This is a genomic window from Terrabacter carboxydivorans (assembly GCF_039532035.1).
GTDB lineage: Bacteria > Actinomycetota > Actinomycetes > Actinomycetales > Dermatophilaceae > Terrabacter > Terrabacter carboxydivorans.
This window is the reverse complement of sequence record NZ_BAAARE010000002.1, coordinates 63,511-89,523: the sequence shown is the minus strand read 5'-3', so window position 1 is coordinate 89,523 and position 26,013 is coordinate 63,511. Positions and strand designations below refer to the sequence as shown.

26 protein-coding genes are annotated in these 26,013 nt (G+C 72.8%); 12 read left to right on the top strand and 14 right to left on the bottom strand.

Translation table 11 applies throughout. From position 1 onward, the window contains the following. Positions 1 to 58 precede the first annotated feature (58 nt). From ABD297_RS02355 to ABD297_RS02345, 3 genes are read right to left on the bottom strand one after another with little or no spacing between them, the layout of a single operon-like run. Positions 59 to 997 (bottom strand): alpha/beta fold hydrolase, encoded by a 939-nt coding sequence (locus ABD297_RS02355; protein WP_344252606.1) that lies wholly within the window; start codon positions 995 to 997, stop codon positions 59 to 61. Next, a complete protein-coding gene (locus ABD297_RS02350) occupies positions 994 to 2,232 on the bottom strand; it encodes an RNA polymerase sigma factor (protein ID WP_344252604.1) in 1,239 nt (412 codons plus the stop codon). Before ABD297_RS02350 ends, ABD297_RS02355 begins: the two co-directional genes overlap by 4 nt. Positions 2,233 to 2,245: 13 nt before the next feature. Further along, positions 2,246 to 2,641, bottom strand: a complete 396-nt coding sequence (locus ABD297_RS02345) for a YciI family protein (protein WP_344252602.1) — start codon at positions 2,639 to 2,641, stop codon at positions 2,246 to 2,248. Positions 2,642 to 2,783: 142 nt separating this feature from the next. Between ABD297_RS02345 and ABD297_RS02340 the strand changes: the two genes are divergently transcribed. After that, positions 2,784 to 3,917: a glycoside hydrolase family 76 protein gene (locus ABD297_RS02340; RefSeq protein ID WP_344252600.1), complete on the top strand. Its 1,134-nt coding sequence runs from the start codon at positions 2,784 to 2,786 to the stop codon at positions 3,915 to 3,917. Positions 3,918 to 4,085: 168 nt separating this feature from the next. Continuing rightward, positions 4,086 to 5,189: an alpha/beta hydrolase family protein gene (locus tag ABD297_RS02335; protein WP_344252599.1), complete on the top strand. Its 1,104-nt coding sequence runs from the start codon at positions 4,086 to 4,088 to the stop codon at positions 5,187 to 5,189. Between the two features lie 9 nt (positions 5,190 to 5,198). Here ABD297_RS02335 and ABD297_RS02330 read toward each other — a convergent pair whose 3' ends face one another. Next, entirely contained in the window at positions 5,199 to 6,116 is a 918-nt protein-coding gene (locus ABD297_RS02330; RefSeq protein WP_344252597.1) for an amidohydrolase family protein, read from the bottom strand. Between the two features lie 125 nt (positions 6,117 to 6,241). After that, complete coding sequence (locus ABD297_RS02325; protein ID WP_344252596.1) at positions 6,242 to 7,576, bottom strand: C1 family peptidase; 1,335 nt, start codon at positions 7,574 to 7,576, stop codon at positions 6,242 to 6,244. 239 nt (positions 7,577 to 7,815) lie between these two features. Between ABD297_RS02325 and ABD297_RS02320 the strand changes: the two genes are divergently transcribed. Both ABD297_RS02320 and ABD297_RS02315 read left to right on the top strand, forming a co-directional pair. Then, positions 7,816 to 8,304, top strand: a complete 489-nt coding sequence (locus ABD297_RS02320) for a hypothetical protein (protein ID WP_344252595.1) — start codon at positions 7,816 to 7,818, stop codon at positions 8,302 to 8,304. Positions 8,305 to 8,365: 61 nt separating this feature from the next. Beyond that, positions 8,366 to 9,367: an NAD-dependent epimerase/dehydratase family protein gene (locus tag ABD297_RS02315; RefSeq protein WP_344252594.1), complete on the top strand. Its 1,002-nt coding sequence runs from the start codon at positions 8,366 to 8,368 to the stop codon at positions 9,365 to 9,367. A gap of 180 nt (positions 9,368 to 9,547) precedes the next feature. Here the strand turns inward: ABD297_RS02315 and ABD297_RS02310 are convergent, their stop codons facing one another. Further along, positions 9,548 to 10,114: a CGNR zinc finger domain-containing protein gene (locus ABD297_RS02310; protein ID WP_344252592.1), complete on the bottom strand. Its 567-nt coding sequence runs from the start codon at positions 10,112 to 10,114 to the stop codon at positions 9,548 to 9,550. A gap of 70 nt (positions 10,115 to 10,184) precedes the next feature. Here ABD297_RS02310 and ABD297_RS02305 point away from each other — a divergent pair, with 70 nt between their 5' ends. The 3 genes from ABD297_RS02305 (at position 10,185) to ABD297_RS02295 (ending at position 13,645) form a co-directional block, all read left to right on the top strand. Then, entirely contained in the window at positions 10,185 to 11,468 is a 1,284-nt protein-coding gene (locus tag ABD297_RS02305) for an MFS transporter (RefSeq protein ID WP_344252591.1), read from the top strand. Between the two features lie 17 nt (positions 11,469 to 11,485). Then, positions 11,486 to 11,887 carry a MerR family transcriptional regulator gene (locus ABD297_RS02300; protein WP_344252590.1) on the top strand — a complete coding sequence of 134 codons (402 nt, stop codon included), beginning with the start codon at positions 11,486 to 11,488 and terminating at the stop codon, positions 11,885 to 11,887. A gap of 159 nt (positions 11,888 to 12,046) precedes the next feature. After that, on the top strand, positions 12,047 to 13,645 hold the full coding sequence (locus ABD297_RS02295; RefSeq protein ID WP_344252589.1) for a SulP family inorganic anion transporter: 1,599 nt from the start codon (positions 12,047 to 12,049) through the stop codon (positions 13,643 to 13,645). A gap of 96 nt (positions 13,646 to 13,741) precedes the next feature. On the opposite strand, the gene ABD297_RS02290 is transcribed toward ABD297_RS02295, so the two are convergent. Then, positions 13,742 to 14,218, bottom strand: a complete 477-nt coding sequence (locus tag ABD297_RS02290) for an ATP-dependent zinc protease family protein (RefSeq protein WP_344252588.1) — start codon at positions 14,216 to 14,218, stop codon at positions 13,742 to 13,744. Between the two features lie 24 nt (positions 14,219 to 14,242). Between ABD297_RS02290 and ABD297_RS02285 the strand changes: the two genes are divergently transcribed. Continuing rightward, positions 14,243 to 15,436, top strand: coding sequence for a RimK family alpha-L-glutamate ligase (locus ABD297_RS02285; RefSeq protein WP_344252586.1), 1,194 nt, complete (start codon positions 14,243 to 14,245; stop codon positions 15,434 to 15,436). 80 nt (positions 15,437 to 15,516) lie between these two features. Here the strand turns inward: ABD297_RS02285 and ABD297_RS02280 are convergent, their stop codons facing one another. The 4 genes from ABD297_RS02280 to ABD297_RS02265 all read right to left on the bottom strand — a co-directional run bounded on the left by ABD297_RS02280 (position 15,517) and on the right by ABD297_RS02265 (position 17,958). After that, complete coding sequence (locus tag ABD297_RS02280) at positions 15,517 to 15,894, bottom strand: cupin domain-containing protein (protein WP_344252584.1); 378 nt, start codon at positions 15,892 to 15,894, stop codon at positions 15,517 to 15,519. Between the two features lie 9 nt (positions 15,895 to 15,903). Then, entirely contained in the window at positions 15,904 to 16,236 is a 333-nt protein-coding gene (locus ABD297_RS02275) for a Sec-independent protein translocase subunit TatA (protein ID WP_344252582.1), read from the bottom strand. A gap of 127 nt (positions 16,237 to 16,363) precedes the next feature. Continuing rightward, positions 16,364 to 17,197 (bottom strand): DinB family protein, encoded by an 834-nt coding sequence (locus tag ABD297_RS02270; protein ID WP_344252579.1) that lies wholly within the window; start codon positions 17,195 to 17,197, stop codon positions 16,364 to 16,366. Between the two features lie 59 nt (positions 17,198 to 17,256). Further along, on the bottom strand, positions 17,257 to 17,958 hold the full coding sequence (locus tag ABD297_RS02265; protein ID WP_344252577.1) for a DUF4396 domain-containing protein: 702 nt from the start codon (positions 17,956 to 17,958) through the stop codon (positions 17,257 to 17,259). Positions 17,959 to 18,191: 233 nt separating this feature from the next. On the opposite strand from ABD297_RS02265, the gene ABD297_RS02260 reads away from it, so the two are divergent. From ABD297_RS02260 to ABD297_RS02245, 4 genes are all read left to right on the top strand, one after another. Then, complete coding sequence (locus ABD297_RS02260) at positions 18,192 to 19,106, top strand: hypothetical protein (protein WP_344252575.1); 915 nt, start codon at positions 18,192 to 18,194, stop codon at positions 19,104 to 19,106. A 114-nt stretch (positions 19,107 to 19,220) separates the two neighbouring features. Next, positions 19,221 to 20,003, top strand: a complete 783-nt coding sequence (locus ABD297_RS02255; RefSeq protein ID WP_344252573.1) for an ABC transporter ATP-binding protein — start codon at positions 19,221 to 19,223, stop codon at positions 20,001 to 20,003. Beyond that, positions 20,000 to 20,770 (top strand): ABC transporter permease, encoded by a 771-nt coding sequence (locus tag ABD297_RS02250; RefSeq protein ID WP_344252570.1) that lies wholly within the window; start codon positions 20,000 to 20,002, stop codon positions 20,768 to 20,770. Before ABD297_RS02255 ends, ABD297_RS02250 begins: the two co-directional genes overlap by 4 nt. 18 nt (positions 20,771 to 20,788) lie before the next feature. Continuing rightward, positions 20,789 to 21,562: a helix-turn-helix domain-containing protein gene (locus tag ABD297_RS02245; protein WP_344252567.1), complete on the top strand. Its 774-nt coding sequence runs from the start codon at positions 20,789 to 20,791 to the stop codon at positions 21,560 to 21,562. A 9-nt stretch (positions 21,563 to 21,571) separates the two neighbouring features. Here the strand turns inward: ABD297_RS02245 and ABD297_RS02240 are convergent, their stop codons facing one another. The 3 genes from ABD297_RS02240 to ABD297_RS02230 all read right to left on the bottom strand — a co-directional run bounded on the left by ABD297_RS02240 (position 21,572) and on the right by ABD297_RS02230 (position 25,971). Next, positions 21,572 to 22,087: a putative immunity protein gene (locus ABD297_RS02240; RefSeq protein ID WP_344252565.1), complete on the bottom strand. Its 516-nt coding sequence runs from the start codon at positions 22,085 to 22,087 to the stop codon at positions 21,572 to 21,574. A gap of 79 nt (positions 22,088 to 22,166) precedes the next feature. Further along, the gene (gene dnaB, locus ABD297_RS02235; RefSeq protein ID WP_344252563.1) at positions 22,167 to 24,755 is read right to left on the bottom strand and encodes a replicative DNA helicase; all 2,589 of its coding nucleotides are present in this window, start codon (positions 24,753 to 24,755) and stop codon (positions 22,167 to 22,169) included. Between the two features lie 436 nt (positions 24,756 to 25,191). Further along, positions 25,192 to 25,971, bottom strand: coding sequence for a glucosamine-6-phosphate deaminase (locus tag ABD297_RS02230; RefSeq protein WP_344252561.1), 780 nt, complete (start codon positions 25,969 to 25,971; stop codon positions 25,192 to 25,194). Positions 25,972 to 26,013: the final 42 nt, after the last annotated feature.

Genomic DNA, 26,013 nt, shown 5'->3' with positions numbered 1-26,013 from the left:
GTTCGAGGTGATGCCGGCACCGACGCACGTGCCGACATCACCTCGAACCAGGTGAGGGTCAGGGGGCTGGCGTGGTCCGGGCGGTGCGGGCGAGCCACTCCAGCGCGTCCTCGGCCGTGCGTAGTACGGAGATGTGCCCGTCGTCGGGCTGGAGCCAGAGCTGCGCACCCGGGATCGTGCGGGCGAGCCACTCGCCGTGCGTCGCCGGCACCATCCGGTCCGCGCCGCCGTGGACGACGAGGGTCGGGGCGGTGATGTCGGCCGGGTCGAAGCCCCAGTCGTTCACGTAGGCGAGGTCGTCGTCGATGAGGGCTGCCGGACCGGCAGCGAGAGCCGGCCCGACGACCGACCCGAGCCAGCCCCAGGGCCCCGAGAACGCCGCCTCGTCGGCGGGCACGAAGCCGAAGTCGACCTCGCCCTCCGGCACCTGCGCGGCGGCGGCCTCGTGCGCCTCCTTCGTCGCACGCCCGGCGGCGGCCGCGCGCAGCGACGCCTCGCCCCCGGGCGCCATGCCGGCGAACCAGTCGAGCCCGGGGGCACCGAACGGAGCCACCGGCGAGATGCTGACGACCCCACGGACCCGGTCGCCGAGCAACGCCGCGGGGGCGAGGTCGTGCGTGCCACCGCCCGAGTGGCCCATCACCGCGAAGGAACCCACTCCGAGAGCGTCCGCGACGGCGGCCACGTCCCGCGCCGCAGAGGCGACGTCCCGGTCGGGGCGCGGGGTCGAGCCGCCGTAGCCGGGGCGGTCGTAGGACACCCACCGGACCCCGAGCCGCGCCGCGGCCTCGAAGAGCGGGCGCGGCGGGGCGCCGACGTTGGGCGTGCCGTGGTGCCAGACGACGACGAGCGGCTCGACGCCGGGCATGCCGGGGTCGCCCGTGTCGTAGACGTGCAGCACGTGCCCGTCGCCGAGGTCGACGTCGCTCTCGGTCACCGGGCTCGTCGGGCTCGTCTGGGTCGTCGGGCTCGTCGGGCTCATCGGGGTCTCGCTCACAGGGCTTCGGCCTTTCGTCGGAGGTGGTCCTGCTCGGGGATGCTCGTCGTCAGGCGCGACGCGAGCAGGTAGCTCTCGCGGGCGCGCTCGGTGTCACCGGCCAGCTCGAGCAGGTGCGCGCGGACGGCGTGCAGCCGGTGGTGCCGGGCGAGGCGCTTGTCGTGCTCGAGGTCGTCGAGGAGGGCGAGGCCCGCCGCGGGTCCCTCGACCATGGCGAGCGCCACGGCCCGGTTGAGGGTGACGACGGGGCCGGGTGCCAGCTGCTCGAGCAGCCCGTAGAGCGCGAGCACCTGCTCCCAGTCGGTCTCAGCCGCCGACGGCGCCTCGTCGTGGACGGCCGCGATGGCCGCCTGCACCTGGTAGGGGCCGAGCCGCGTCCGGGTCAGGGCGTCGGTCACGAGGGCGACCCCCTCGCGGACGTATGCCGTGTCCCACCTCCCGCGGTCCTGCTCGGCGAGCGGCACGAGCTCACCGGCAGCGTTCGTGCGCGCCGGCCGCCGCGCCTCCGTGAGGAGCATGAGGGCGAGCAGGCCGGCCACCTCGCCGTCGTCGGGGCGGAGCTCGCGCACCTGCCGGGTGAGCCGGATCGCCTCTGCCGTCAGGTCGACCCGATTCAGGGCGTCACCGCTGCTCGCCGTGTGACCTTCGGTGAAGACGAGGTAGAGGACGTGGAGCACCTCCCGCAGCCGCTCGGGCACGTCGTCGGGGGCGGGCATCCGGAACTCGGCGCCGGAGTCGCGGATCTGCTTCTTGGCGCGGCTGATCCGCTGGGCCATCGTGGCCTCGGGCACGAGGAAGGCGTGCGCGATCTGGGCCGTCGTCAGCCCGCCGACAGCCCTGAGCGTCAGGGCGATCCGGGCTGCCGGGGTGAGCGCCGGGTGGCAGCAGAGGAGGAGCAGCGTCAGGGTGTCGTCGTGGTCGGGCGACCCCACGGCATACGCCGCCGGAGCCACGAGGCTGTCCGCGGGCGCCCGGGTGGCGTCGGCGATCTCACGACGCTCGCGGGCTTCGTCGCTGCGCAGGCCGTCGACGAGGCGCCGCGAGCCGACGCGGATGAGCCACGCCTTGGGGTCGTCGGGCACCCCCTCCCCGGGCCACTGCCTGGCGGCGGCGAGGAGTGCCTCCTGCGCGGCCTCCTCGGCGCGGTCGAAGTCCCGGTAGCGGCGCACGAGCGCACCGATGACCTGCGGCGTCACGCTGCGCCACAGGTCGTCGGTGACCACGGCTCCGCCCATGTGCCAGTCCTCCTCAGAGGTCCTCGGCCGATCCGCCCATGAGGGGACGCACCTCGACGGCGGCGAACCGCGCGTCCGGGAATCGTCCGGCGATCTCCTCCGCCCGCTCGGGGGACGCGCAGTCGACGACGAAGTAGCCCGCCATCTGCTCCTTGGACTCGATGAACGGCCCGTCGGTGACGAGACTCTCCCCCTCACGCACGCGAACGCTCCGAGCGGTGAGCGGGTCGGCGAGCGCCTGGGCCGTGACGAGCTCGCCCGACTCGCTGATCTCGGCCATCAGCTCCTCGAAGTCGCGCAGCATCCCAGCACGCTCGTCGCCGGACATCGCCGCCGCCTCGGGCGTGCGCAGGAAGATCGGGTGCCCCCACGTCTGCGGGTTGCTCCAGATCATCAGCAGGTACTTCATCTCGACTCCCTCGTCGCGCCGTCGTCGCACGGCCTCGGCATCGCGCTGTCATCGGGACGTCGGAACGGCCAGCGCCATTTCGACACCGGTGCCGACCCTTCCACAGACGACCGGCCGTCGGGTGCCGCGATAGCGTCGCAGCGTGTCCGCCGACGGCCAGCCCGCCCCTGCCCCGACCGCCCTCGACGAGCGCGCCGCGGAGGCCGAGCGGTCGGTCACGGCCCTCTTCGGGGGCTCGCTCGGCGGCCTGCCGCTGACCCACCTGGCCAGCATCGCCCACCCCGCGCCGACCGGGCCGGGACCGCTCGGACGGTTCCGCGGCACGTGGCACTACTGGTGGCAGGCGCACTACCTCGACGCGGTCGTCGACGCCGGGCTGCGCGCCCTGCGCACCGGAGACGTGGCCGCAGCCCGGGCGCGCGCGGCGCTCGGCGACCGGCTCCTGGCGACCATCCGGCTGCGCAACCGCGCGCGGTGGACCAACGACTTCTACGACGACATGGCGTGGCTCGCGCTCGCCTCGGGCCGGCTGCAGGGTCTCCATGCGCAGATCGGCCGCACGGCCCGCAGCCGTCGGCTCCGATCGGCCGACCGGCACCTCACCGAGCAGCTGCGCGCCGCGCACACCGACGACCTCGGCGGCGGGCTCTTCTGGAGCCGGGACCGCGACTTCAAGAACAGCCCCGCCACGGGCCCGGCTGCCCTGCACCTGGCACGACTCGGCGGGACGGCCGAGGCGCGCCGCCTCGTCGACTGGCTCTACGCGCGCCTCTGGTCGCCGGCGAGCGGGCTCGTGCTCGACGGCATCCGGCTGAGGGCGGGGACCGAGGTGCTCGTGCCGGACGTCTGGTCCTACAACCAGGGCACGGTGCTCGGCGCGCTCGTCACGCTCGGGGACCCCGGGAGCCTCGGTCGCGCGGCCGCTCTCGTCGCGGCCGTCGACGAACGGCTCACCGTCGAGGTCGACGGCATGCGGGTGCTGCGGACCCACGGGGGCGGGGACGGCGGCCTCTTCACCGGCATCCTCGTGCGCCACCTGGCCCTCGCGGCCGGCACCGCGGCCCTCGACGAGGCGTCGCGGGCGACCGCCGCCCGGCTCGTGACCGGCACGGCCGACGCCCTGTGGCGCGGGCGGGGCAGCCTGCCCGTCGCCGGGCGCCGGGACCCGACCGCCTTCCCCGTCGAGCCGGGTGGGCACCCGCCGGCGCCCCCGCTCGAGCTGTCGCCGCAGCTGCAGGCGTGGACCGTCCTCGAGGCCGCCGCGACGCTCGCCTGACCCGACGAACGACCCTCCGTATGCCGTGACGCCCGTTCGCTGCGTGTCGCGCAGCGTGTCGCCCGACCGGTTGCACCGACGGTCGCCGGTCGCCCGCGGAGGTCTCGCTTCGGGCACGAAGGCTGGGAGCGGGCTGGGAATCGCGCCCCTGCGGGGTGAGACTCGAAGGTGCGCACCCGCCGAACCGTCACCGCTGCCGTCGCCGGCCTGACTGCCGCCCTGCTGCTCGGCGCCTGCTCCGCCGTGGGGCCCACCGACGACCGTGGCAACGGCACCACGGGTCCGCGGCCCACGGCATACGCCAGCCCGTCGCGCGCGACCAGCACGTCCCCGACCGTTGCGCCCAGCTCGACGTCGAGCGGCCCCCTCGGGCCCACGCCAACACCCTCGAAGGCGGCACCCGACCCCGCGTCGATCGACGCGCTCATCGCGACGCGCTACGTCGCCGGCGACCTGAGGCTCGGGCGGGAGCAGGGCAGCACCAGCGCCTACCGGCAGTACTTCGTGACCTACGAGAGCAACGGGCTGACCATCTCCGGGCGCATCAACATCCCGCGCGGCACGGGGCCGTTCCCGGCGGTCGTCCTCGCGCACGGCTACGTCGACCCGGCCGTCTACACCAACGGCGAGACGATGCTGCGGGAGCGCGACCACCTCGCCCGACACGGCCACGTCACCCTGCACATCGACTACCGCAACCACGCTCAGTCCGACAAGGACCCGCGCAACGACGCGAACCTGCGCGCGGGCTACACCGTCGATGCGATCAACGCCGGGCTCGCGCTGCAGAAGGCCTCCTACGTCGACCCCCGACGGCTCGCGATCGTCGGGCGGTCGATGGGCGGCGGGGTCGTCTACAACGCGCTCGTCGTGCGGCCCGGTCTCTTCCGCGCGGCCGTGGCCTACGCCCCGGTCAGCTCGGACACCGTCGACAACTTCGACAAGTGGGTGCGCCGGGACGCCTCCCGGTCGGGCGCGGCACGGGCGGTCATCGGGCGGCTCGGCACCCCGGAGGCCGATCCGGCTGCGTGGGCGGCGACGAGTCCCCGCACGTACTTCGGGCGCGTCACCGAGCCGCTGCTCATCCACCACGGCACGGCCGACGAGGAGTGCCCGCTCGCCTGGTCGCGCGAGTCGGTCGCCGCGCTCCGGGCCATGGGCAAGTCGGTCGAGCTCGACGTCTACCCCGGCGGCCGGCACACCCTCACCTCACCGCAGTGGGACACCTCGATCCGGCGCACCGAGGCCTTCCTCTCGAAGCACCTGACCTGACAACGTCGCTCAGCGCTCGGACAGACCCAGCAGTCGGGCACCGTTGTGCCACAGCACCGCCCGCATCCAGTCGTCACCGAGACCGAGCCGGGCGAGCGCCTCGAGCTGGTGGGCGTAGGCATACGGGATGCTCGGGAAGTCCGAGCCGAGCACGACCCGGTCACGCAGGCCGGCGAGGCGCTCGACGTAGCCCTCGGGGAAGGGTGCGAAGCGGTTGGTGAAGTCGGTGCCGTTCATCGTCGTGTCGAGGTGCACGCCGGCGAACTCGTATGCGAGGTCGGCGAACTCGTGGTACTCCGGCATGCCGAGGTGCGCGATGACGAGCACGAGGTCGGGGTGTCGGCGCAGCACCTCCCGCACTGCTTCCGGTCCCGTGTGGCTGCCGCGGAGGGGCGCCGAGCCGGCGTGGACCACGACGGGCACGCGTGCCGCCTCGAGCCGCGCCCACGCCGGCTCGAGTCGCTCGTCGTCCGGGGTGAAGTCACCGACCTGGACGTGCATCTTGAACAGGCGCGCACCGTCGTCGAGCGCTCGGGCCACGTAGTCGCCGACGCCCGGCTCCGGGTAGAAGGTCGCGCAGTGCACGGCATCGGGCACGCGCCGGGCGAAGTCGGCGCACCAGTCGTTCAGCCACTGGGCCATGCCCGGCTTGTGCGGATAGGCCAGCGCCGGGATCGCCTTGAGCCCCAAGGTGCGCAGGGTGTCGAGCCGCTGCGCCTCGTCGTCGCGGTAGGTGACCGGCCACGGCGCGCCGTAGTGGGTCTCGGCCTCGTCGAAGTAGCCCCACACCTTGCGCTGCATCGAGTCGGGCAGGAAGTGCACGTGGATGTCCGCGAGCCCCGGGAGCCCCAGTGAGGTCAGGTAGGCCGGCACCGCGGCATCCGTCGTCGGGCCCGGTGTCGTCGTCGTCGCGTCTGCCGTCGTCACGTCTCGCAGCGTAGGACGTGCCCGACCGCCGACGGATCACGGGCCGACCGGGACCGTGACGCACGAGCGCGCCACCGCCCGAGGGCGGCAGCGCGCTCGTCGACGCTCGTCGACACAGGCAGGACTCAGTCGGCGAGGGCACCCATCGGGTCCCACGCGGGCAGCACGATCGGGTCCTGGTCCAGCGCCGCCTGCAGCTCGGCGGGCAGCGCGTCACGACGGACCGCCACCTCGAAGACGAACTCGGCGAACCACGAGTCGTTCATCGTCATGAAGCCCTTGTCGCCCTTCTCGGTGCCCCAGCTGTTCTCGACGCGCCAACGACGGGGCACGTCGTCGTGCAGGTCGACGCCGGTGAAGAGCATGGCGTGCGTCATGAGCGACTCGTGGTGGAGCAGCCGGTCGGCCTTGCCGAGGCTGGGCTGGGTGCCGTAGAGCGCGGCGTGGTCGAAGAGCGCTGCGTCCCAGACGCCGAGGTCGGCGTGGGACATCTGCCCGGTGTCGCAGCCGAACCACACCGGCTCGCCACCGACGATGGCCTGCGCGGCAAGGGACTTCATGAGGTCGGGCTCGACGTTGAGGTAGGCGACGGGCGGCGCACCGACGACGTTGCCGAGGTGCTCGACGGTGAACGTGCGGCCGTACGGGCTGGTGGCGCGCGGGTCGTTGACGAGGCAGACGTAGTCCTCGAGCGGCACCGTCACGTAGCGCTCCGCGAACTCGAGCGGGGTCATGGCGCCGTCGCGGTGGAAGCCGCCGTCGCTGTCCTTCCACTGCCAGACGAACGACTCGGGCGGGGTGCCGAGGTGGATGCACAGCAGCCGGTGGATCGAGGCGAGCACCTGCTCCTTGGCGTCCTGCAGGTCGTCGTCGCCCGCGCCGCCGGCAGCGAGCGCCCGCAGGTCGCGCGCGGCCTGGCGCAGGATCGTGGAGATGTCGCGGTTCATCAGGCGCGTGTTGCTCGAGCTCTTCGTCTCGGGCATCGCGACCTTGGGCACGAGGCCGTGCTTGACGACGAGCGCGACGAACATGTTCCACTGGCCGCCGTCCTCGGCGGGGGTCGCGAGCAGGTGGGCGACCGTGCGGTCGTCGACGTCGCGGTCGGCCGTCGCGATGACCGACTCGAGCCAGTGGTTGGCCTTCTCGAACTTGTCCCAGAAGAGCAGGTGGTTCTGCGAGAACTCGAAGTCCTTGACGCCGAGCTTCTCCCGCGCCCCGGCTCGCAGCAGGTTGGTGCCGGCGAACAGCCAGCAGCGTCCGCTCTTCTCCTGCGACGTCGCGCTCCAGTCGTCGAGCAGGTGCGACACCGAGTGGTCGATGCCCGTCACGACCCTGCGGTCGAGCGCGATGTCGTCGACCGAGGTCGTCGTGACGGCGTTCTGCAGCATCCGTGCGGTGGGGTCGGCCTCGAACGCCTTCGTGAGGCGCTCGACGAGGTCGGGGGCGAGGTCGTGCGGCATGGGCCACTCCTTCGAGCTTCTCGGGATCCTTGCATCGTATGCCGGAGGTTTCCGTCCGCACGGGGGCTCCGTCCCGCGGGTCGACGATGCGTCCCGACGCGGCACGTCCCTGCCCCAACTCCCGTCGAGTGAGCGCCTCGTCCCAGCCCTCTCAGGCTCGCGCGCGGGCCGCGTCACGCGCCTAGCCTCGAAGGGGAGAGACGTCGCGGCGGCTCGAGCCGCCTGGAGGTGGACGCACCGTGGAGACCGAGCTGTTCGTGCACTTCGCCGAGATCGCCGGCGTCTTCGTCGGGTTCGGCGCCCTCATCAGCCTGCGCAGCGCACACGTCACCGACGTGCACGACGTCGTCTACCTCGAGGCCGTGCTGGCCCTGGGTGTGTGGGTGGTGGTCTCTGCCCTCGTGCCGGTCGTCGTGAGCAGGTACGGCGTCGTCGGCCACGCCCTCTGGCTGCCGGCGGCCCTGCTGGCGCTCGCGATCTGGGTCGTCTTCCTGGTCTCCTTCACCCGGAGGCCCGAGACGAGGGCGCTCAACCGCAGCGTGGAGCGCCTGGACCGCTTCTTCCCCGTCGTCGGGCGGGCCCGCTCGATCGAGCGGTCGCGCGAGATGACCGAGCACGCGCTGCGCTGCCGGGCGCACGACATCGTCGCCTGCCCGCGCTTTGCGCAGCACGTGGCCGACCTGACCGAGGGCCACGCGCCCAAGGCTCGCATCGCCGACTGGTCCTAGCCGCTCACGCCGAGAGCGAAGGTCCTTGGCGGGACGCCGGCTCCCGGCGAGGATCGGGCCCATGAGACTTCTCGTGCTCGGAGGCACCCACCACGTCGGTCGCGCGTTCGTCGAGGCGGCCGTCGCCCGCGGAGACGACGTCACCACGGTCACCCGCGGCATGAGCGGCACGCCGGTCGAGGGCGCCGAGGCCCGCCACGCCGACCGGCTCGACCCCGACGCCCTGGGCGCGGCACTGGGTGACGACGAGTGGGACGCCGTCGTCGACACCTGGTCGGCGGCGCCGGTCGCGGTCCGGACCTCGGCGCGTCTGCTGCGCGGACGCGCCTCGCACTACACGTACATCTCGTCGTGCTCGGTCTACACCTGGCCGATCGCGCCCGGGTACGACGAGAGCGCACCCGTCGTCGACGGGGACGCCGGCTCGCAGGACGCCTCCGACTACGCCGCCGCCAAGCGGGGTGGGGAGCTCGCGGCCCTCGCCGAGTTCGACGGCGACGTCGCGATCGCCCGGGCCGGGCTCATCCTGGGACCGTACGAGATGGTCGGCCGGCTGCCCTTCTGGCTGGGACGGGTCGCCGCAGGAGGTCGCGTGCCGGCGCCGGGTCCGCGCGAGCGACCGCTGCAGTACGTCGACGCCCGGGACATCGCGGACTGGGCGCTCGGGTCCCGACCGGTCGGCACCTTCAACACCGTGAGCGCGACGGGCCACACGACGATCGGCGCCCTGCTCGAGCAGGTGCGCGCCGTGACGAGCAGCGACGCCGAGCTCGTCTGGCTCGACCCGGAGACCGTCGAGGCCGCGGGCGTCGAGCCGTGGACCGAGCTGCCGATCTGGGTGCCACCCACCGGCGAGCTGGCCGGGCTGCACGCCCTCGACACGTCGGCTGCCGCGGCGGCCGGGCTGCGCTGCCGGCCGATGCCCGACACGGTGGCCGACACGTGGGCCTGGCTGGAGCGCGAGGGGCTGCCCGAGCGGCCGACCAACCGCGGCGGCGGTCCGATGGACGCCGCCGCCGAGGCCCGCCTCTGGGCCGCCCACGCGGCCCGCACCGCCACCTGACCCCGCCCCCCCTCGAGTGGCCCCGTCGTCACGGACGGCACACCACGCGCAGCACCCCGCTCCCCGATCAAGTGGCTCGGGCGTCACCCGCGTCGCACCCTCCACGCCACCACTGTGACGACGAGGCCACTCGACGGTCAGGTGTGGCGGTGGCGGCGGGGGGCGCGGTGGTGACAGCGGTCAGCGGGTGCGGGCGCGGTGGGCGGCGGCCTTGACGCGGCTCTGGCACTGGGTCGAACAGAAGCGCCGGGTGCCGTTCTTCGACCCGTCGACGTAGACGCGGTCGCACCCGGGCGCGCCGCAGAGGCCGAGCCGGCCGCCGAGGTCGCTGCCGAGCGCCACGGCGAGACCCGAGGCCAGGCCAGCCTGCCACCCGCGGACGTAGCCGTCGTCGGGCCCGTGAAAGTGCAGCTGGAAGCGCCCATCCGCGTCGGGGTCGAGCCGCGGACGCGCGGCGGTGGACTCGAGCAGGGCGTTGACGATGGCGGCGGCCGTGGCGAGGTCGTCGCCCGCCGCGGCCTCGAAGACGGCGCGAGCCTGCGGCACGAGCTCGAGGAGGGCCTCGGTCTGCGCCGCCGTGGGCCGCGAGCGCCGGTCGGGGGTCGACGTCGCGTCGGCCACGGCCCGCACGAGGTCCGTCCCCACCGGAGGGGCGTATGCCGTCCCGCGGGCCTCGCCGGGGCTGGCGAGGTTGACGAGCGCCACCGCGACGTCGAGGAGCCGCTCGACGTGACTGTCGAACTTCATTTGACCAGTCACCTGTTCGATCGTAGGTTCATGACTGCCAAAGTATAGTTCGACAGTCAGGAGGCCTTCCGTGAGCGCCACCCCACGAGCCCTGCGCATCCGACGACCCTCCCGACGGTCCTCCCTGCCGTCACGGCTGTGGGTGCTCATCGCCGCACGCTGCGTGAACCGGCTCGGCGGCTTCTCGATGGCCTTCCTCGGCGTGCTGCTCGTGCGCGAGCTCGGCGCCGGCCCCGGGGAGACCGCCCTCGCCCTCACCTGCTTCGGCGTCGCGACCATCCCGTCCCGCATCCTCGGCGGCCACCTCGCCGACGGCTGGGGCCACCGGTCGACGATGGTCCTCGGCCTGGTCGGCTGCGCCGTCGCCCAGCTCGTCGTCGCAGCGGCGCCGACGGTCACGTGGGTGCTCGTCGGCGCCATCCTGCTCGGCCTCGCCTACGAGATCGTCGAGCCGCCGACCCAGGCCCTCGTCTCGAATCTCGTCCCAGCACCGGACCGCGCCTTCGCCTACTCCGCCCTCAACGCCTCGCTCGCCGTCGCCGGCGTCCTCGCCGGGCTCGTCGCCGCAGCCGTGTCGGGCTTCGGGCTCCGATGGCTCTTCGTCGTCGACGCCGTCACCTGCCTGGCCGCCGCGCTGCTCGTGGCGACCCGGATCCCTGCAGGGACCGCCGGTGCGGACGCGACCCGGCGCGCGGGGCACTCGCCGGCACACCCGGACCCGAGCCCACGTCTGGTGGGGAACCCGCCCGCTGCCGCGGGGTCGTCACGGGCACGCTGGGTCGGCGCCCTCACGGACCCGCGGCTGCGCCCGGTCGTCGCGTTCGGCACGGTCGTCGCCACCGTGACGATGCTCGTCGTCCTCGGTGTGCCGCTCCTCGTCGAGCAGCGCGGCCTCGCCCCGGCGACGACCGGGTGGATCCTCGCCGCCGGTGCCGCCGCGAGCGTCCCCGGCGCGTGGGTCGCCGCCGCGCTCCGTCGCCGGGTCGACGAGCGGGGAGTCCTCCTCGTCGGCGAGGTCACGGCAGCGGCAGGCCTCGGCACGATCGCGCTCGCCCCCCATCCGGTCGGACTGACCGCCGGGCTCGTCGCCTTCGACATCGGCAGCCTGCTCGTCATCGCCACGACGATGGCGCGTGCCGGCACCCTCGCTCCCGACCACGCTCGGGGCACCTACCTCGCCGTGCTGGGACTGACGTGGGGGCTCGCCACCTCGGTCGCACCGGTCGTCCTCACGACGCTCGGCACGGCATACGGCCCCGGAGCACCCTTCGGCGCCGCGGCGCTCGTGCTCCTCGCGTCGGCGGTGCTGCGCGCCCGTCACGGCCGACCGCGATTGGACCCTACCCTCACGTAAGGGTAGGTTTTGGGCTCGTGCCCCAGTCCCGTGCGTCCACCGACCTGCTGCAGATCGGCGACGTCGCCGACCGCACGGGGCTCAGTCTCCGCACGATCCGGCACTACGAGGAGGTCGGGCTGCTGCCCGAGCCGCAGCGCAGCCCCGGCGGCTTCCGGCTCTACTCGCGGCTGGCCGTCGAGCGACTCCTGCTCATCAAGAGGATGAAGCCGCTCGACTTCACGCTCGAGGAGATGCGCGAGCTCATCGAGGTCCGCGACGAGCTCGCCGGTCCCCGCGTCACCCCTGCACGGCGCACCGAGCTGACCGAGCGGCTGCGCACCTACCTCGCGCTCGTCGAGAGCCGGCTCGCCCGGCTGCGCGAGCGCGTCGAGAGCGCCGAGGTCTTCGCCCAGCAGCTCGCCGACGAGATCGACTGAGCCGCCGGGCGACCCGCCCCCTGAGCCACTCACCACCCGTCCACACGCCGGACACCGTCGTCCCGCAGCCACCGGCCGCACCCCTCGCGCACCGACACCGAGGACGTATGCCGTGCCGTTCCCCCGTGCCCAGCGCACCCCCGCCCGAGGAGCCGACCCATGCCGCCAGCACCCACACCCCCAGCACCCGAACAGACACCAGAGCCGGCACCGGAGACACGTCCGGCACCACCGACGGGCTCCCCGACGGCCGAGGTGCATCGCGCGCCGTTCCCGCACGAGCACGACGTCACGTCGGTGCGCGCCGCCCTGCGCTCCCCGAAGCGCCTGCGCATCGAGGTGCTCGGCGGACTGGTCGTGGCCCTCGCGCTGATCCCCGAGGCCATCTCCTTCTCGATCATCGCCGGCGTGGACCCGCGCGTCGGCCTCTTCGCGTCGTTCACGATGGCCGTCACGATCGCGGTCGTCGGCGGTCGGCCCGCGATGATCTCGGCCGCCACCGGTGCGGTCGCCCTCGTCATCGCCCCCGTCGTGCGCGAGCACGGCATCGACTACCTCGTCGCGACGGTCATCCTCGCCGGGGTCATCCAGGTGCTCCTCGGCCTGCTCGGCGTCGCCAGGCTCATGCGGTTCGTCCCCCGCTCGGTCATGGTCGGCTTCGTCAACGCTCTCGCGATCCTCATCTTCCTGGCGCAGCTGCCCCACCTCATCGGCGTGCCGTGGGTCGTCTACCCGCTCGTCGCCGTCGGGATCGCCGTCATGGTGCTGCTGCCCCGGCTCACCACGGCCGTCCCCGCCCCGCTCGTCGCCATCGTCGTGCTGACCGCCTTCACCGTCATCGCCGCGGTCGCGGTCCCCACCGTCGGCGACGAGGGCCGGCTGCCCGACAGCCTGCCCGGCCTCTTCTTCCCCCACGTGCCGCTGACGCTCGAGACCCTCGGGATCATCGGCCCGTTCGCCCTCGCCATGGCCCTCGTCGGGCTCATGGAGTCACTGATGACGGCGACGCTCGTCGACGACGTGACCGACACGCACTCGTCCAAGACGCGCGAGGCGTGGGGACAGGGCGTCGCCAACATCGTCACGGGCTGCTTCGGCGGCATGGGCGGCTGCGCGATGATCGGCCAGACGATGATCAACGTCAAGGCGTCCGGCGCCCGCACGCGCATCTCGACCTTCCTCGCCGGCACCTTCCTGCTCGTGCTCGTCGTCGGGCTCGGCGACGTCGTGGCCGTCATCCCCATGGCCGCGCTCGTCGCCGTCATGGTCATGGTGTCGGTCGGCACGATGGACTGGCACAGCATCCGGCCGGCCACGCTGCGCCGGATGCCCCGGAGCGAGACCTTCGTCATGGTCGTGACCGTCGCGGTCGTCGTCGCCACCCACAACCTCGCCATCGGCGTCATCGTCGGGGTGCTCGTCGCCATGGTGCTGTTCGCCCGCCGCGTCGCCCACTTCACCCGGGTGGTCGACGTGGCGCACCCCGACGAGAGCACGCGGGTGTATGCCGTCGAGGGCGAGCTCTTCTTCGCCTCGAGCAACGACCTCGTGACGCAGTTCGACTACGTCGGCGACCCCGAGCACGTCGTCATCGACCTGTCCCGCTCGCACGTCTGGGACGCCTCGAGCGTCGCCACGCTCGACGCCGTCACCCAGAAGTACGCCGCTCGCGGCAAGACCGTGACGATCACGGGCCTGAACGACGCGAGCCAGGAGCGCCACGACCGGCTCGCCGGCCACCTGACCGGCGCCCACTGAGGGCCGTCAGGGCCTGATGCGCGCGGGCCACCGGCACCCGTGGCCCGCGCGGAACCGGGACGGGGCCACCCGGCATACGCCATCGGGCGACAGTGCTCAGTGACCGCGGTTGCGGCGGCGGACGTCCTTGGGAGGGCGGCCGCCGGCATACGAGCGGGAGGGGTCGACGACGTAGCCCTGGCGCAGCGCCTCACGGCCGACGAGCATGCGGAAACCCATGCGGTCACGCTTGCTCAGCGTCACCTCGGCGGGCACCGTGCGGCCCGCGAGGGTGAGGTCGAGGGTCACGACGTAGCGCTTGGTGACGTGGCCCGACGAGCTGCGCACGCTGCGGCGGTCGTGGACCGGGCACTCGACGGTCTGCGTGTCGTCGGAGGTGTCCTGCCAGGGGTGCACTGTGAAGCGGACCCACGGCTCGCCGTCGCGCTCGAACTCCTCGACGTCCTCCGCGTGCAGCGACGACGTGCGGGCGCCGGTGTCGACCTTGGCCTTGACCCAGGGCAGTCCCACGCCGGGCAGGGAGACCCACTCCCGCCATCCGACAGGAGTGCTTGAATAGGCCGGCCCAGACACCCGCCCATCTTGGCAGGACCCTGCATGAAACTCGCGATCCTCTCGCGCGCGCCGCGTGCCTACTCGACCCAGCGCCTGCGCACCGCCGCGCTCGACCGCGGACACCAGGTGCGGGTCCTCAACACGCTCCGCTTCGCCATCGACCTGTCCGGGCCCGAGCCCGACCTGCAGTTCCGCGGTCGGCCGCTGTCGGACTACGACGCGATCCTGCCGCGCATCGGCAGCTCGATCACCTACTTCGGCACCGCCGTCGTGCGCCAGTTCGAGCAGATGGACGTCTACACGCCCAACACCGCCAACGGCATCGCCAACGCGCGCGACAAGCTCCGCGCGGCGCAGATCCTCTCGCGCCACCAGATCGGCATGCCCGCGACGACCTTCGTGCGCAACCGAGCCGACGTGATGCCGGCCATCGAGCGGGTCGGTGGCGCGCCCGTCGTCATCAAGCTGCTCGAGGGCACCCAGGGCATCGGCGTCATCCTCGCGCCCGACATCAAGATCGCCGAGGCGATCATCGAGACGCTGCACAGCACCAACCAGAACGTCCTCATCCAGAGCTTCATCAGCGAGAGCCGGGGCCGCGACATCCGCGCCCTCGTCGTCGGCGACCGGGTCGTCGCCGCGATGCGGCGCCGCGCCAAGGGCGAGGAGTTCCGCTCCAACGTCCACCGCGGCGGCACCGTGGAGCCGGTCGAGCTGACCCCGGAGTACGAGCAGGCCGCGGTCCGCTCGGCGCAGATCATGGGTCTGCGGGTCGCCGGCGTCGACATGCTCGAGGGCAACGACGGACCGCTCGTCATGGAGGTCAACTCCTCCCCCGGGCTCGAGGGCATCGAGACCGCCACGAAGCTCGACGTCGCCGGCGCGATCATCGACCACATCGCCGGCCAGGTCGCCTTCCCCGAGATCGACGTGCGCCAGCGCCTCACGGTGTCGACGGGCTACGGCGTGGCCGAGCTCGTCGTGCACGCCGGCGCCGACATCATCGGCAAGACGATCGGCGACTCGGGTCTCGAGGAGGGCGACCTGCAGGTGCTGACCCTGCACCGCGGCACGAGCGTCATCCCCAACCCGCGCCGCCGTGTCGTGCTCGAGGCCGAGGACCGGCTGCTGTGCTTCGGCCGCCTCGAGGAGATGCGCTCGATGATCCCCGAACGGCGCCGCCGGCGCGCCAAGGTGCGCAAGCTGCCGAACGACCCGATCCACACCGTCGCCTGAGACGTATGCCGGGTGCCCGCCACCGCGGGCACCCGGCATACGGCTCGGCGGGTGGTTCTGGTCGTGCTGGTCGTATGCCGTCAGGCGGAGGGCGTGACGTAGACCTTGCGGAGCGTCTCGGTGACGGTCCACGTCGTGGGCTCCCCGGCGTGCAGCCGCACGACGGAGCCGGGGGTCAGGTCGAGCGGCTCGCCGTCAGCGACGGTGAGCACCGCGCGGCCGGAGAGCACGACGAAGACCTCGCCGGCCTCGACGTCGGTGACGGTGCCCGGTGTCATCTCCCAGACCCCGACCTCGGCTCCGGCGACGTCCGCGAGGGAGGTGACCGCTGCGGTCGGCGCGCCGGCCAGCACGTCGACACCCGCGGGGACGGGCTCGTCCAGCGGGCCGCCGAGGACGTCGGCGGCCAGGAGGCGCTGCTGCGCCGCGGGGAGGGGGCGGGAGGGGTCGGTCGTCACGCCGGAGGACTAGTGCGAGCCGTTCTCGTTCCGGTGGCGCACGAGCTCGGCCCGCAGGCGGGCGACCTCGGCCTCGGCGGCGGCCACCCGGTCGTCGGCGCTGACGACGGCATCGTGGGCCTGGTCGCCGGTCGCCTCGGGCACGCCGTCGCCGCCGCGGGCCTCGCCGGCGTCGCGGACCTCGTGCCCGTCGGGCGAGGTCTTCATCTGGTCCACCTCGGACTTGAAGATGCGCGCCGAGCGCCCGAGGCTGCGCGCCATGTCGGGCATGCGCTTCCAGCCGAAGAGGACCACGACGGCGATGGCGATGATGGTGAGCTCCGGCCACCCGAGATCAGCCACGGGAACCTCCTGATGGTCGGCGGGACCGGCTGACCCGGCTCCCGCGCACGCATGCTGAAGCAAAACCGTAGGTTTGCAGGATGGGAACCCGCCGGGAGCGCGCTGTGAACGGGCCGCGTGCGACGGGTCAGGCCGGGTCGGGACCGGTGGCGCGGGCGGCACCCAGGGCACCGAGGGCGTCGAGGTCGCGCTCGGCGTAGAGCCGGTGCTGCCACTCCTCGTGGAGGACGGTGCGCAGCGTGCGGCGCACGGCATACGACTCCGGCTCGGGGTAGCCCGGCTCGAGCACGGGCACGGTCTGCTCGGTGAGGCGCTCGTCGGTGAGGCCGTCGAGCACGCGGCGCACCCTGGCCATCCGGTCGGCGCGGAGCGCGAGCACCTGCTCGAGCGTGGGTCGGGCCTCGCGGTCGCGGGGCACGGGCGGGCTGTCGGGCATGTCGTCGTGCGGCAGGTCGAGCGCGTCCCACGGCTCGGGATCACCCAGGAGCGCCCGGCAGACCCAGGCGTCGGTCGCGAAGACGAGGTGGCGCAGCGTCTCGATGAACGACCACTCGCCGTCGACCCGCTCGTGCAGCTGCTCCGGCGACAGGCTCCGGGCGCGCTCGACCGTGCCGGCCCAGCGGCGCTCGACGACGTCCCAGGCCTCCCGGTAGCCGGCAGCGTCGGTCGGTCGCATCTTGGCCCGGTCCGGGTCGCGCCGGTCGAGCTCGGCCTCGATGAGCGGGGCGACGTCGACGCCGTTGATCACGAGGTTCTCGACGTCGCCGCTGATGTCGACGTCCTCGAGCCAGACGTCGCGGGCCCGCAGGCCGCGCAGGTCGACCATCCGCAGCGAGGCACCCCGGAGGTCGACGTCGTGCAGCCGTGCGCCGTCGAGGTGGACGTCCTCGAACGTGGCACCCGTCAGCCGGACCCTCTCGAAGCGAGTTCCCGTCCGGTCGTCATAGGTCACATCGGTCATCGCTGTTCTCCTTCGCGTCACCGGCAGCCTAGGGGCTGACCCGGACGTTCGGCGTCCGGTCACCCGGTGCTCGTCGCGGCGTGCGCAGGAGCAGCCGGGACCGAGAGGCCGTCGGCCACGGACACGACGAGGCCACCGAGGATGAAGGCCGCGAGGGCGGCCGCGAGCGCCCCGGTCGGCAGCACGGGGATGAGGCGCCGCGCGCCTGTGACGTTGACGGTGCCGGTGCCGCTGTGGTGCTCGTGGGCGAGGGCGTGACCCTTGCCCCGCGCGAGCAGGTAGCGGTTGACGGGGTAGGCGGCGGCGAACGCGGCGACGAGCGAGATCGACATGCCGACCCAGAAGACGGCGTTGACGAGGCCGGCGTTCATGGCGCCGGAGATGACGGCCATGACGATGTTGTCGACGACCTCCATCGTCAGGATCGAGACGGTGTCGGCCGCCAGGACGAGGCGGAGCGCGACGCCCAGCGTGAGGTCGCCGCGCAGCAGGGGCAGGCTCGAGAGGGTGTAGCCGAACACGAAGGCTAGCGCGATCGACAGGGCGATCGTCTGGCCGTTGCCGAGGCCCACGGCGGTGCCGACCACGAGCCCGAGGATCTCGCCGATGGCGCAGCCGGTGAGGCAGTGGAGGGTGGCGCTGGCAGCCATCGAGCCGAGGCCGCTGCCGCCGTGTCCGGCGTGGTGGTCGTGGTGGTGGCCGGCGTGGTCGTGGTGGTGCGTTGCCTGCTGGTCGTGGGATGCGTGGGCTGCTTCGGTCATGGGCTCGATGCCTTCCCGTTTGGCACCGCATACCCCCCATGGGTATGCAGTGCCTCGGGGGAACGCAGCCACCCGGGGATCTGTTCCCGGGCCGACGCCCGGCCCGGCCGACGCTCGTGCCCTGTCCAGGTGCGCCGAGGGCGTGGACGGTCGCCGTCCCGGCCGTGCGTGGAGCACGTGGCGGGGTGCGGTGGGTTGGTGCGCCGGCCCCGGCCCACGCGAGAATGCCGGCCATGACGACGCCGGCCGGTGCAGACGACGTGCACGAGCTCCTCCTCGCCCACGCGGACCGGGCCACCACCGGCCCCCTGGACGACCCGGCCGTCGTCGCGGCCGTCGTCGGCGTCGAGCGGCTCGTGGTCGCCACCGGGTCGACGGACACCCGGGTCCTGCGGGACGCGCTGGAGGGACGTCCCGTGGCGGGCATCGACGCCCGGCAGGCGGCACACGTCGTCGAGCTCGTCGAGGAGGCGCACACCCACGTGGCCGCCGGACTCATCCGGCGCGACGCCGGGCAGCCGGTCGACGCCGGGGTCGTCAACCCGTCCTCCGGGGGCTACGAGATCACCACCGACGCCGACCTGCTCCGGGCCGCGGTGCGCGCCGCGCAGGGCTCGATCAACGCCATGCCCTACTACGGCGCCCGCTACGGGGCCCGGGGCTCACGCTTCGCGACGACGGACTCGGCATGGCTCATCTCCCTCGCCGGGCTCGGGGAGGACCGTGCCGTCGGCCAGGTCGAGTGGCTCTCGCGTGTCCTCGCCGCGCGCGGCATGCCGTCCTGGCTGCTCGAGGTCCATCTCGACGCCCTCGTGGCGGAGGTGCGTTCGGTGGCGGACGAGGCGGCCGTGGGATCGCTGCCCGCCGCCGCTCTGGCCCTGGCACGCGCCCGCCGCCGGCATGTGGGCGACGACCTGATGCGCTCGGCCGACGAGTGGGCCGATGCCCGGGCAGCCGAGCTCGGGCAGCCCCTGCCGGTCCCGCGCGCAGGGGCCCTCATGGCGGCCGCGGTCGCCGACGTGCGGGCCGGGGTGACCCGCGACGACAGCTCGCTCATGGACTGGCTCACCGATCCCGAGCGGGTGCCCGACGCGGTCGCCACGGCGCTGCGCGAGGTGCGTCAGCGCATCCTCGACCACGCCCTCTGACGCGCCGTCGAGGGCGGTCAGGAGCCGCCGACGACGTGCCCCGTCGGTGTCGCACGGAGGTCCCGAAGAACGGGGCTTGACCTTGACGCAGGGGCAGGGTTGCAGCCTTGTCGCATGACCACAGCACACGCCATCGAGACCATCGGTCTCACCAAGTCCTACGGTGACCAGGAGGTGCTGCGGGGCGTCGACCTGGTCGTGCCACGCGGCACCGTCCTCGCCCTTCTCGGCTCCAACGGGGCCGGCAAGACGACCGCGGTCAGGATCCTGTCGACGCTGCTGCGCGCCGACGGCGGGAGCGCGTCCGTCGACGGCCATGACGTGGCCACCGCGCCGGCCCGGGTCCGCGAGTCGATCAGCCTTACCGGCCAGTTCGCCGCGGTCGACGAGGTTCTCACGGGGCGCGAGAACCTCGTCCTCGTCGCCGAGCTGCGTCGACTGGAGCGTCCCGACCGGGTCGCCGAGGAGCTCCTCGCCCGGTTCGACCTCGCCGAGGCGGCAGACCGCCGCACCGCCACCTGGTCGGGGGGCATGCGACGGCGCCTCGACATCGCGATGAGCCTCATCGGCGACCCGCCCGTGCTCTTCCTCGACGAGCCGACGACGGGCCTCGACCCGCAGTCGCGCAACGAGGTCTGGAGGACCGTGCGGGAGCTCGCCGGCCATGGCACGACGGTCCTGCTCACGACGCAGTACCTCGAGGAGGCCGAGCAGCTCGCCGACCGGATCGCCATCCTCCACGAGGGACGGATCATCGCCGAGGGCACCCTCGCCGAGCTGCAGCAGCTCTTCCCACCGACCACCGTCGAGTACGTCGAGAAGCAACCGACGCTCGAGGAGATCTTCCTCGCGATCGTCGGCCCCGACGACGCCGTCACGACAGGAGACCAGCGATGACCACCGACGTCGGGCACGTCACGAGCGACACCACCGTCCTGCTCAAGCGGTCGCTGCGCCACATCCTGCGCAGCCCGGACACCATCATCACCACGGCCGTCACGCCCATCGCGATGCTGCTGCTCTTCGTCTACGTCTTCGGCAGCGCCATCCGCGTCGGCGGCGGCAGCTACGTCGACTACCTGTTGCCGGGCATCCTGCTCATCACCGTCGCCTCCGGGATCGCCTACACGGCCTTCCGGCTGTTCACCGACGTCTCGAGCGGCATCTTCGAGCGCTTCCAGTCGATGCCGATGGCACGGTCGGCCGTGCTGTGGGGACACGTGCTGACCTCGCTCGTGGCCAACCTCGTCTCGCTCGCCCTCGTCGTGCTCGTCGCGCTGGCGATGGGATTCCGTTCCGGCGCAGGCGTGCTCGCGTGGCTGAGTGTCCTGGGCATCCTCGTGCTCTTCACGCTGGCGCTCACCTGGCTGGCCGTGATCCCCGGGCTGACGGCGACGTCGGTGGACGGCGTCAGCGGCTTCTCGTACCCGCTGATCTTCCTGCCCTTCATCAGCTCGGCCTTCGTGCCGACCGAGGGCATGCCCGGACCGGTGCGGTGGTTCGCGGAGCACCAGCCCGTCACCTCGATCGTCGACACCATCCGCCACCTGTTCGCCGGGCAGCCGCTCGGCACCGACGTCTGGGTCGCTCTCGCCTGGTGCGTCGGGCTGCTCGTGCTCGCGTACGCGCTGGCGATGCGCACCTACCGTCGCAAGATCGCCTGACGACGGGAGAATGCCGGCATGCTCACGATCAGCCAGCTCGCGGCCTACGCCGGGGTGACGGTGCGGGCGGTGCGGCACTACCACGCCAAGGGCCTGCTGCCCGAGCCGGAGCGCGACCGCTCGGGCTACCGGCGCTACGACGCGGCTGCGGTCGTCCAGCTCGTCAGGATCCGCGTCCTGGCCGATGCCGGCGTGCCCCTCTCGCGCGTGCAGGAGCTGCTGACGGCGGGCGACGAGGAGTTCGCGGCGGCGGTCGAGCAGATCGACCGCCGTCTGCGGGCCGAGATCCGCGACCTCCAGCGGCACCGGCAGCGGATCGCCCGGCTCGCGGCCGGCGAGAGCCTGGCGCTCCCGCCCGAGGTGGTCGCCTACGTCGACCGGATGCGCGAGCTCGGCTTCCCGGAGCGCCTCATCGAGGTCGAGCGCGACAGCTGGATCATCATCGCGGCCCAGATGCCCGATGCGGTCGCCGCGCTCATGCAGATCAAGCAGACCCAGATCGACGACGAGCCGCTGCGCCGGCTCTACCTCGACATCGGCGACCTCGTCGACTGCGGCCCCGACGACCCGCGCCTGCCGGTGCTGGCCGACCGGGTGGCGGCCTTCATCGAGGCCGCTGCGGCTCAAGGGGAGGGCGTCGAGGACGAGCACCCCGTCAGCCAGGAGCTGGTCGAGCTGCTCGACGCGGCCTTCCTCGAGTCCTTCGCCTGCGCCGGCCGCCTGCTCGAGCTGCTCGAGGAGCGCGGCTGGACGGGCTGGACCGACATCCGACGCATCGAGGCCGCGCACTGAGCCGCACCCTCAGACGGTGAAGACCCACCAGCAGAGCTCGTTGCGCCGCCGCTGGTCGTCGAGGACGAGCTCGCGGACGGCCACCGGGAGCTGCTCGTGCTGCCACGCACACTCGGCTCGACCTGCGGCGTCGGCCTGCTCTGGCTGCGCGGCCGCCCGAACGGCCTTGATGGCGTAGGCGGCTGCACCCAGGTCGTGCTCCGCCACGTGGGCGACGCACGCCGCCTGTCCTGCGGCGTATGCCGCGAAGCGAGCTGCGCCGCGCAGGTCGCGGGCCGCGCCCATGGCGTGACCGCCCGCGGCGCGCGACCGCATCATCGGGACCTCGCCGCGCACCCAGGCACGAGTGTGCTCGATGGCGTCGCGGGGCCGGGGGTCCTCCGCCCGCTCCGCCTCGAAGAGCGGCAGCACGTGCTCGGCGCAGGCTGCCGCCCAGAGCGCGAGCAGGTGGTGGTCGGCATCCGTGAGGGTCCCGCCGCGCCGGACCGTGACGAGGCGGGGGTCGCGCGCCGCGGGGAGGATCACACCCAGCACTCCCGGCGCGAACGCCGTGCCGGGCAGGGTGACCGGCGGTGCGCGGTCACCTCGACGGTCGGCACGGACGTCAGAAGTTGTTGGCCATGTTGGTGAAGCGGCTGAAGTGGCCCTGGAAGGCGACGACGATCGTGTCGGTGGGACCGTTTCGGTGCTTGGCCACGATGAGGTCGGCCTCGCCCTCACGGGGGGAGTCCTTCTCGTAGGCCGCCTCGCGATGGAGCAGGATCACCATGTCGGCGTCCTGCTCGATCGATCCCGACTCGCGGAGGTCGCTCATCGCGGGCTTCTTGTCGGTGCGCTGCTCCGGACCACGGTTCAGCTGCGAGATGGCGATGACCGGGACCTCGAGCTCCTTGGCGAGCAGCTTGAGCGCACGCGAGAACTCCGAGACCTCCTGCTGGCGCGACTCGACGCGCTTGCCCGAGCTCATCAGCTGGAGGTAGTCGATGACGACGAGCTTGAGGTTCTCGCGCTGCTTGAGCCGTCGGCACTTGGCCCGGATCTCCATGAGCGACATGTTGGGCGAGTCGTCGATGAAGAGCGGGGCGTCGGAGACGCGGCCCATCGTCGAGGCGAGGCGGGTCCAGTCCTCCTCGCGCATCGTGCCCTTGCGCATGTGCTGCAGCTGGATGCCGGCCTCGGCCGAGAGCAGACGCATCGTGATCTCGGTGCGGCTCATCTCGAGCGAGAAGACGACGGCAGCCATCTTGTGCTTGATCGCGGCCGACCGGACGATGTCGAGCCCGATGGTCGAGTTGTGGGTCGGGACCATCGACTCGCCGGCGAGGTACAGGTGGTCGGCTGCCTCGACCTCGATGCAGCGAACCGGGACCGACTCGACCGGACGGACGTCGACGATGAAGCGTGACGACCTGCGCGTGACCGACTTGCGTCGCAGCTCCTTGTGCAGCAGCGCCTTCCGCGGCAGCCAGAACACGTCTTCGTCACAGGTGAAGTTGACGTTGTAGGCCGTGGACGAGTCCTCCGAGCGCCCCTTGACCCGCCGTGTCGCGATGGTGCATCGGTAGCCGAGGCTGATGACGAGCTCACGCACGCCCTCGGCCAAGACCCGATTGGTCACGGTGAGCTGGACGCCCCCCGCGTTGGTCACCGTGCCGTCGGTGTCGAGCAGGCCGGCCAGCAGGTCGCGACGCTGAGCCTCGCTGGCTCGGAGGTAGGACTGGGGGATGTGCTTGTTGCCCACCACACCCAGTCCCCGCAGCAGGGCCGTGACGGTGCCGTGCTCCTCGCGACACGCCTGGCATCTCTGCAGGCCGGACGACGGCCCCCCGCAGTCGGGGCAGGACGCCTGCAGGTTGGACCCGCCGAGACCCTTGGACCGACCACCACACGACCGTCCGCAGGTCTTGACCTGAGAGGTCTGCGGGATGAACTCGGTGCCACAGACGACGCACGAGCGGGCAGCCACCGGCGCAACCGGAAGACTCATCGAGTAGCGCATCACGGCAGCCAGTGGCTTCACGACGAGGCCTTCGGCCTCGAGACGCATCACGAGCTCGGGGTCTGCGGTGGTGATCGAGGCCCCGGCGCTCGTGCCGTCGCCGAGCCAGGCTCCGAGCACGTACGGGGAGACCGGCAGCGCACGGTGGTCGAGCTGGAGAGCCTCGGCGTTCGTCACCGAGTGGTTGAGCCTGGCCTCGTTCGTCTTGGTGCGCAGGGACGCGGCGATCTCGGCCGTCGTGCGAACCGACCCCGAGGCCGTGCCGCGGCGCTCGGCCCGCGACTGGGTCAGCCACTGGTGCTGCTCGTCGGCGACGAGCACCGAGCCGTCCGAGAACTCGACCTCGTAGCACGGGCGGTCGACCATGACCTCCGTGGCGGCCACGACGCGAGTGGGCAGTCCGTCCGACCCGATCACGAAGTCACCGACGGAGACCTCGCCCATGGTGGTCCAGCCGTCCGGAGTGACGAGGCGCGTGTCGAGAGCGAGTGCCTTGCCCATCGCGGGTCGGGCGGCGATGACGATCATCTGGCCGGGGTGCAGGCCGTTGGTCAGGGCGTCGAAGTCGGTGAACCCGGTGGGCACACCCGTCATCTCGCCGGAGCGGCCCGACGCGACCTCGATCTCGTCGACGGTGGCCTCGATGACGTCACCGATGGCGTGGTAGTCCTCGCCACCGCGCTTGTCGGCGACGGCGTAGACCTCGGCCTGGGCGGCGTTGACGATGTCCTCGACGTCGCCACCGCCCTGGGCGTAGCCGAGCTGGACGATGCGGGTGCCGGCCTCGACGAGACGGCGCAGCACCGCGCGCTCGGCGACGATCTGGGCGTAGTAGCCGGCGTTGGCGGCGGTCGGCACCGAGGCGATGAGCTGGTGGAGGTAGGCCTGTCCGCCGACGCGTCCGAGGTCACCGCGCTTGGTCAGCTCGTCGCTGACGGTGATGGCGTCGGCGGGCTCACCGCGGCCGTAGAGGTCGAGGACGGCGTCGTAGATGAGCTCGTGCGCGGGGCGGTAGAAGTCGGTGCCCTTGAGCTGCTCGACGCAGTCGGCGATGGCGTCCTTGGACAGGAGCATGCCGCCGAGGACCGACTGCTCGGCCCCGACGTCCTGGGGCGGGAGCCGGTCGTCGGGCGGCCCCCCGTCGCGGCTCGACGACGACGCAAAGGCGCTCGTGCTCAGCTCGTCGAGCGACACGTGCTCCCCTTCCCCTGAGTGGTGGATGACATCGGTGCAACCGGTCCACACCAGTAGACATCGCGGCGCCGACAGCGCCGCGGAGGGGGCGGCGACGAGCCCTGTGCGGCCCGTCCGCTCCCCTCCCCGAGGAGCACCGCCCCACCGTAGGTGCCCTGGTCGGCCGACACCAACCTCAAGCGCCTCCCTCTCCTCCACCCCTGTGGACAACCGGTGGACGGACAGCCTCGACACGCCGTCAACAGGTGTGGACAACGTGTGTGCACAACTGTGGGCATGTGGCGGCGGTCACACCCTTCCGTGCTGGTTGACCTGCACAGATGCCCGTCCACGGGCTGTGGAGAAGAAGTTCCTCACCCCTGTGCGCTGTCCACAGTCGTGCGCGACACGCCCGACCGTGGGGTATGCCGGGTGCCCGGGTCCCGAGGGGTCGTGCTCACAGGCCTGCGGCCGAGGCGTCGTAGTAGTCGCGGTTGCGCAGGCGCGCCGCCGCGGTCTCGTCGAGGACGGCCGTCGCGTCCGCGTGCCACTGGAGCACCGAGGCCGGGCACGAGGCCGACAGGGGGCCCTCCAGGGCAGCCGCCACGGCCTCGGACTTGCCCGGCCCCGACGCGACGAGGACGAGGCGCCGCGCGTCCAGCACGGTGCCCAGGCCCTGGGTCACGCAGTGCGTCGGCACGTCGTCGATGCCGGCGAAGAAGCGCGCGTTGTCGTGCCGGGTCCGGTCCGACAGGCGCTTGACCCGGGTCCGCGACGACAGGGCCGAGCCGGGCTCGTTGAAGCCGAGGTGGCCGTTGGCCCCGATGCCGAGGATCTGGACGTCGACGCCGCCGGCGTCGGCGATGAGCCGATCGTAGGCGGCGGCGCCGGCGACGAGCTCGTCCTCGTCCCGGCCCGAGCCGTCCGGCACGTGCAGGCGCTCCGGAGCCAGCCCCAGCGGGCCGCAGACCTCGCGCAGGAGCACCTCGCGGTAGGACTGCGGGTGCCCGACCGGCAGGCCGACGTACTCGTCCAGGGCGAAGCCCCGGGCGCGCGTCAGGTCGAGCCGCCCGGCTCGCACCGCGGCGGCGAGCTCGGCGTAGAGCCCGAGCGGGGACGAGCCGGTGGCGAGCCCGAGCACGGGCTCGGGACGGCGCGCAGCACCGAGACCGTCGATGACGACCTCCGCGGCTCTGCGGGCCACGTCGGCGGGCGTGGGCAGGACGAGCACCTCCATCAGCCCACCCTCCCACCGAACACGACGCGAGCACCGGCACCG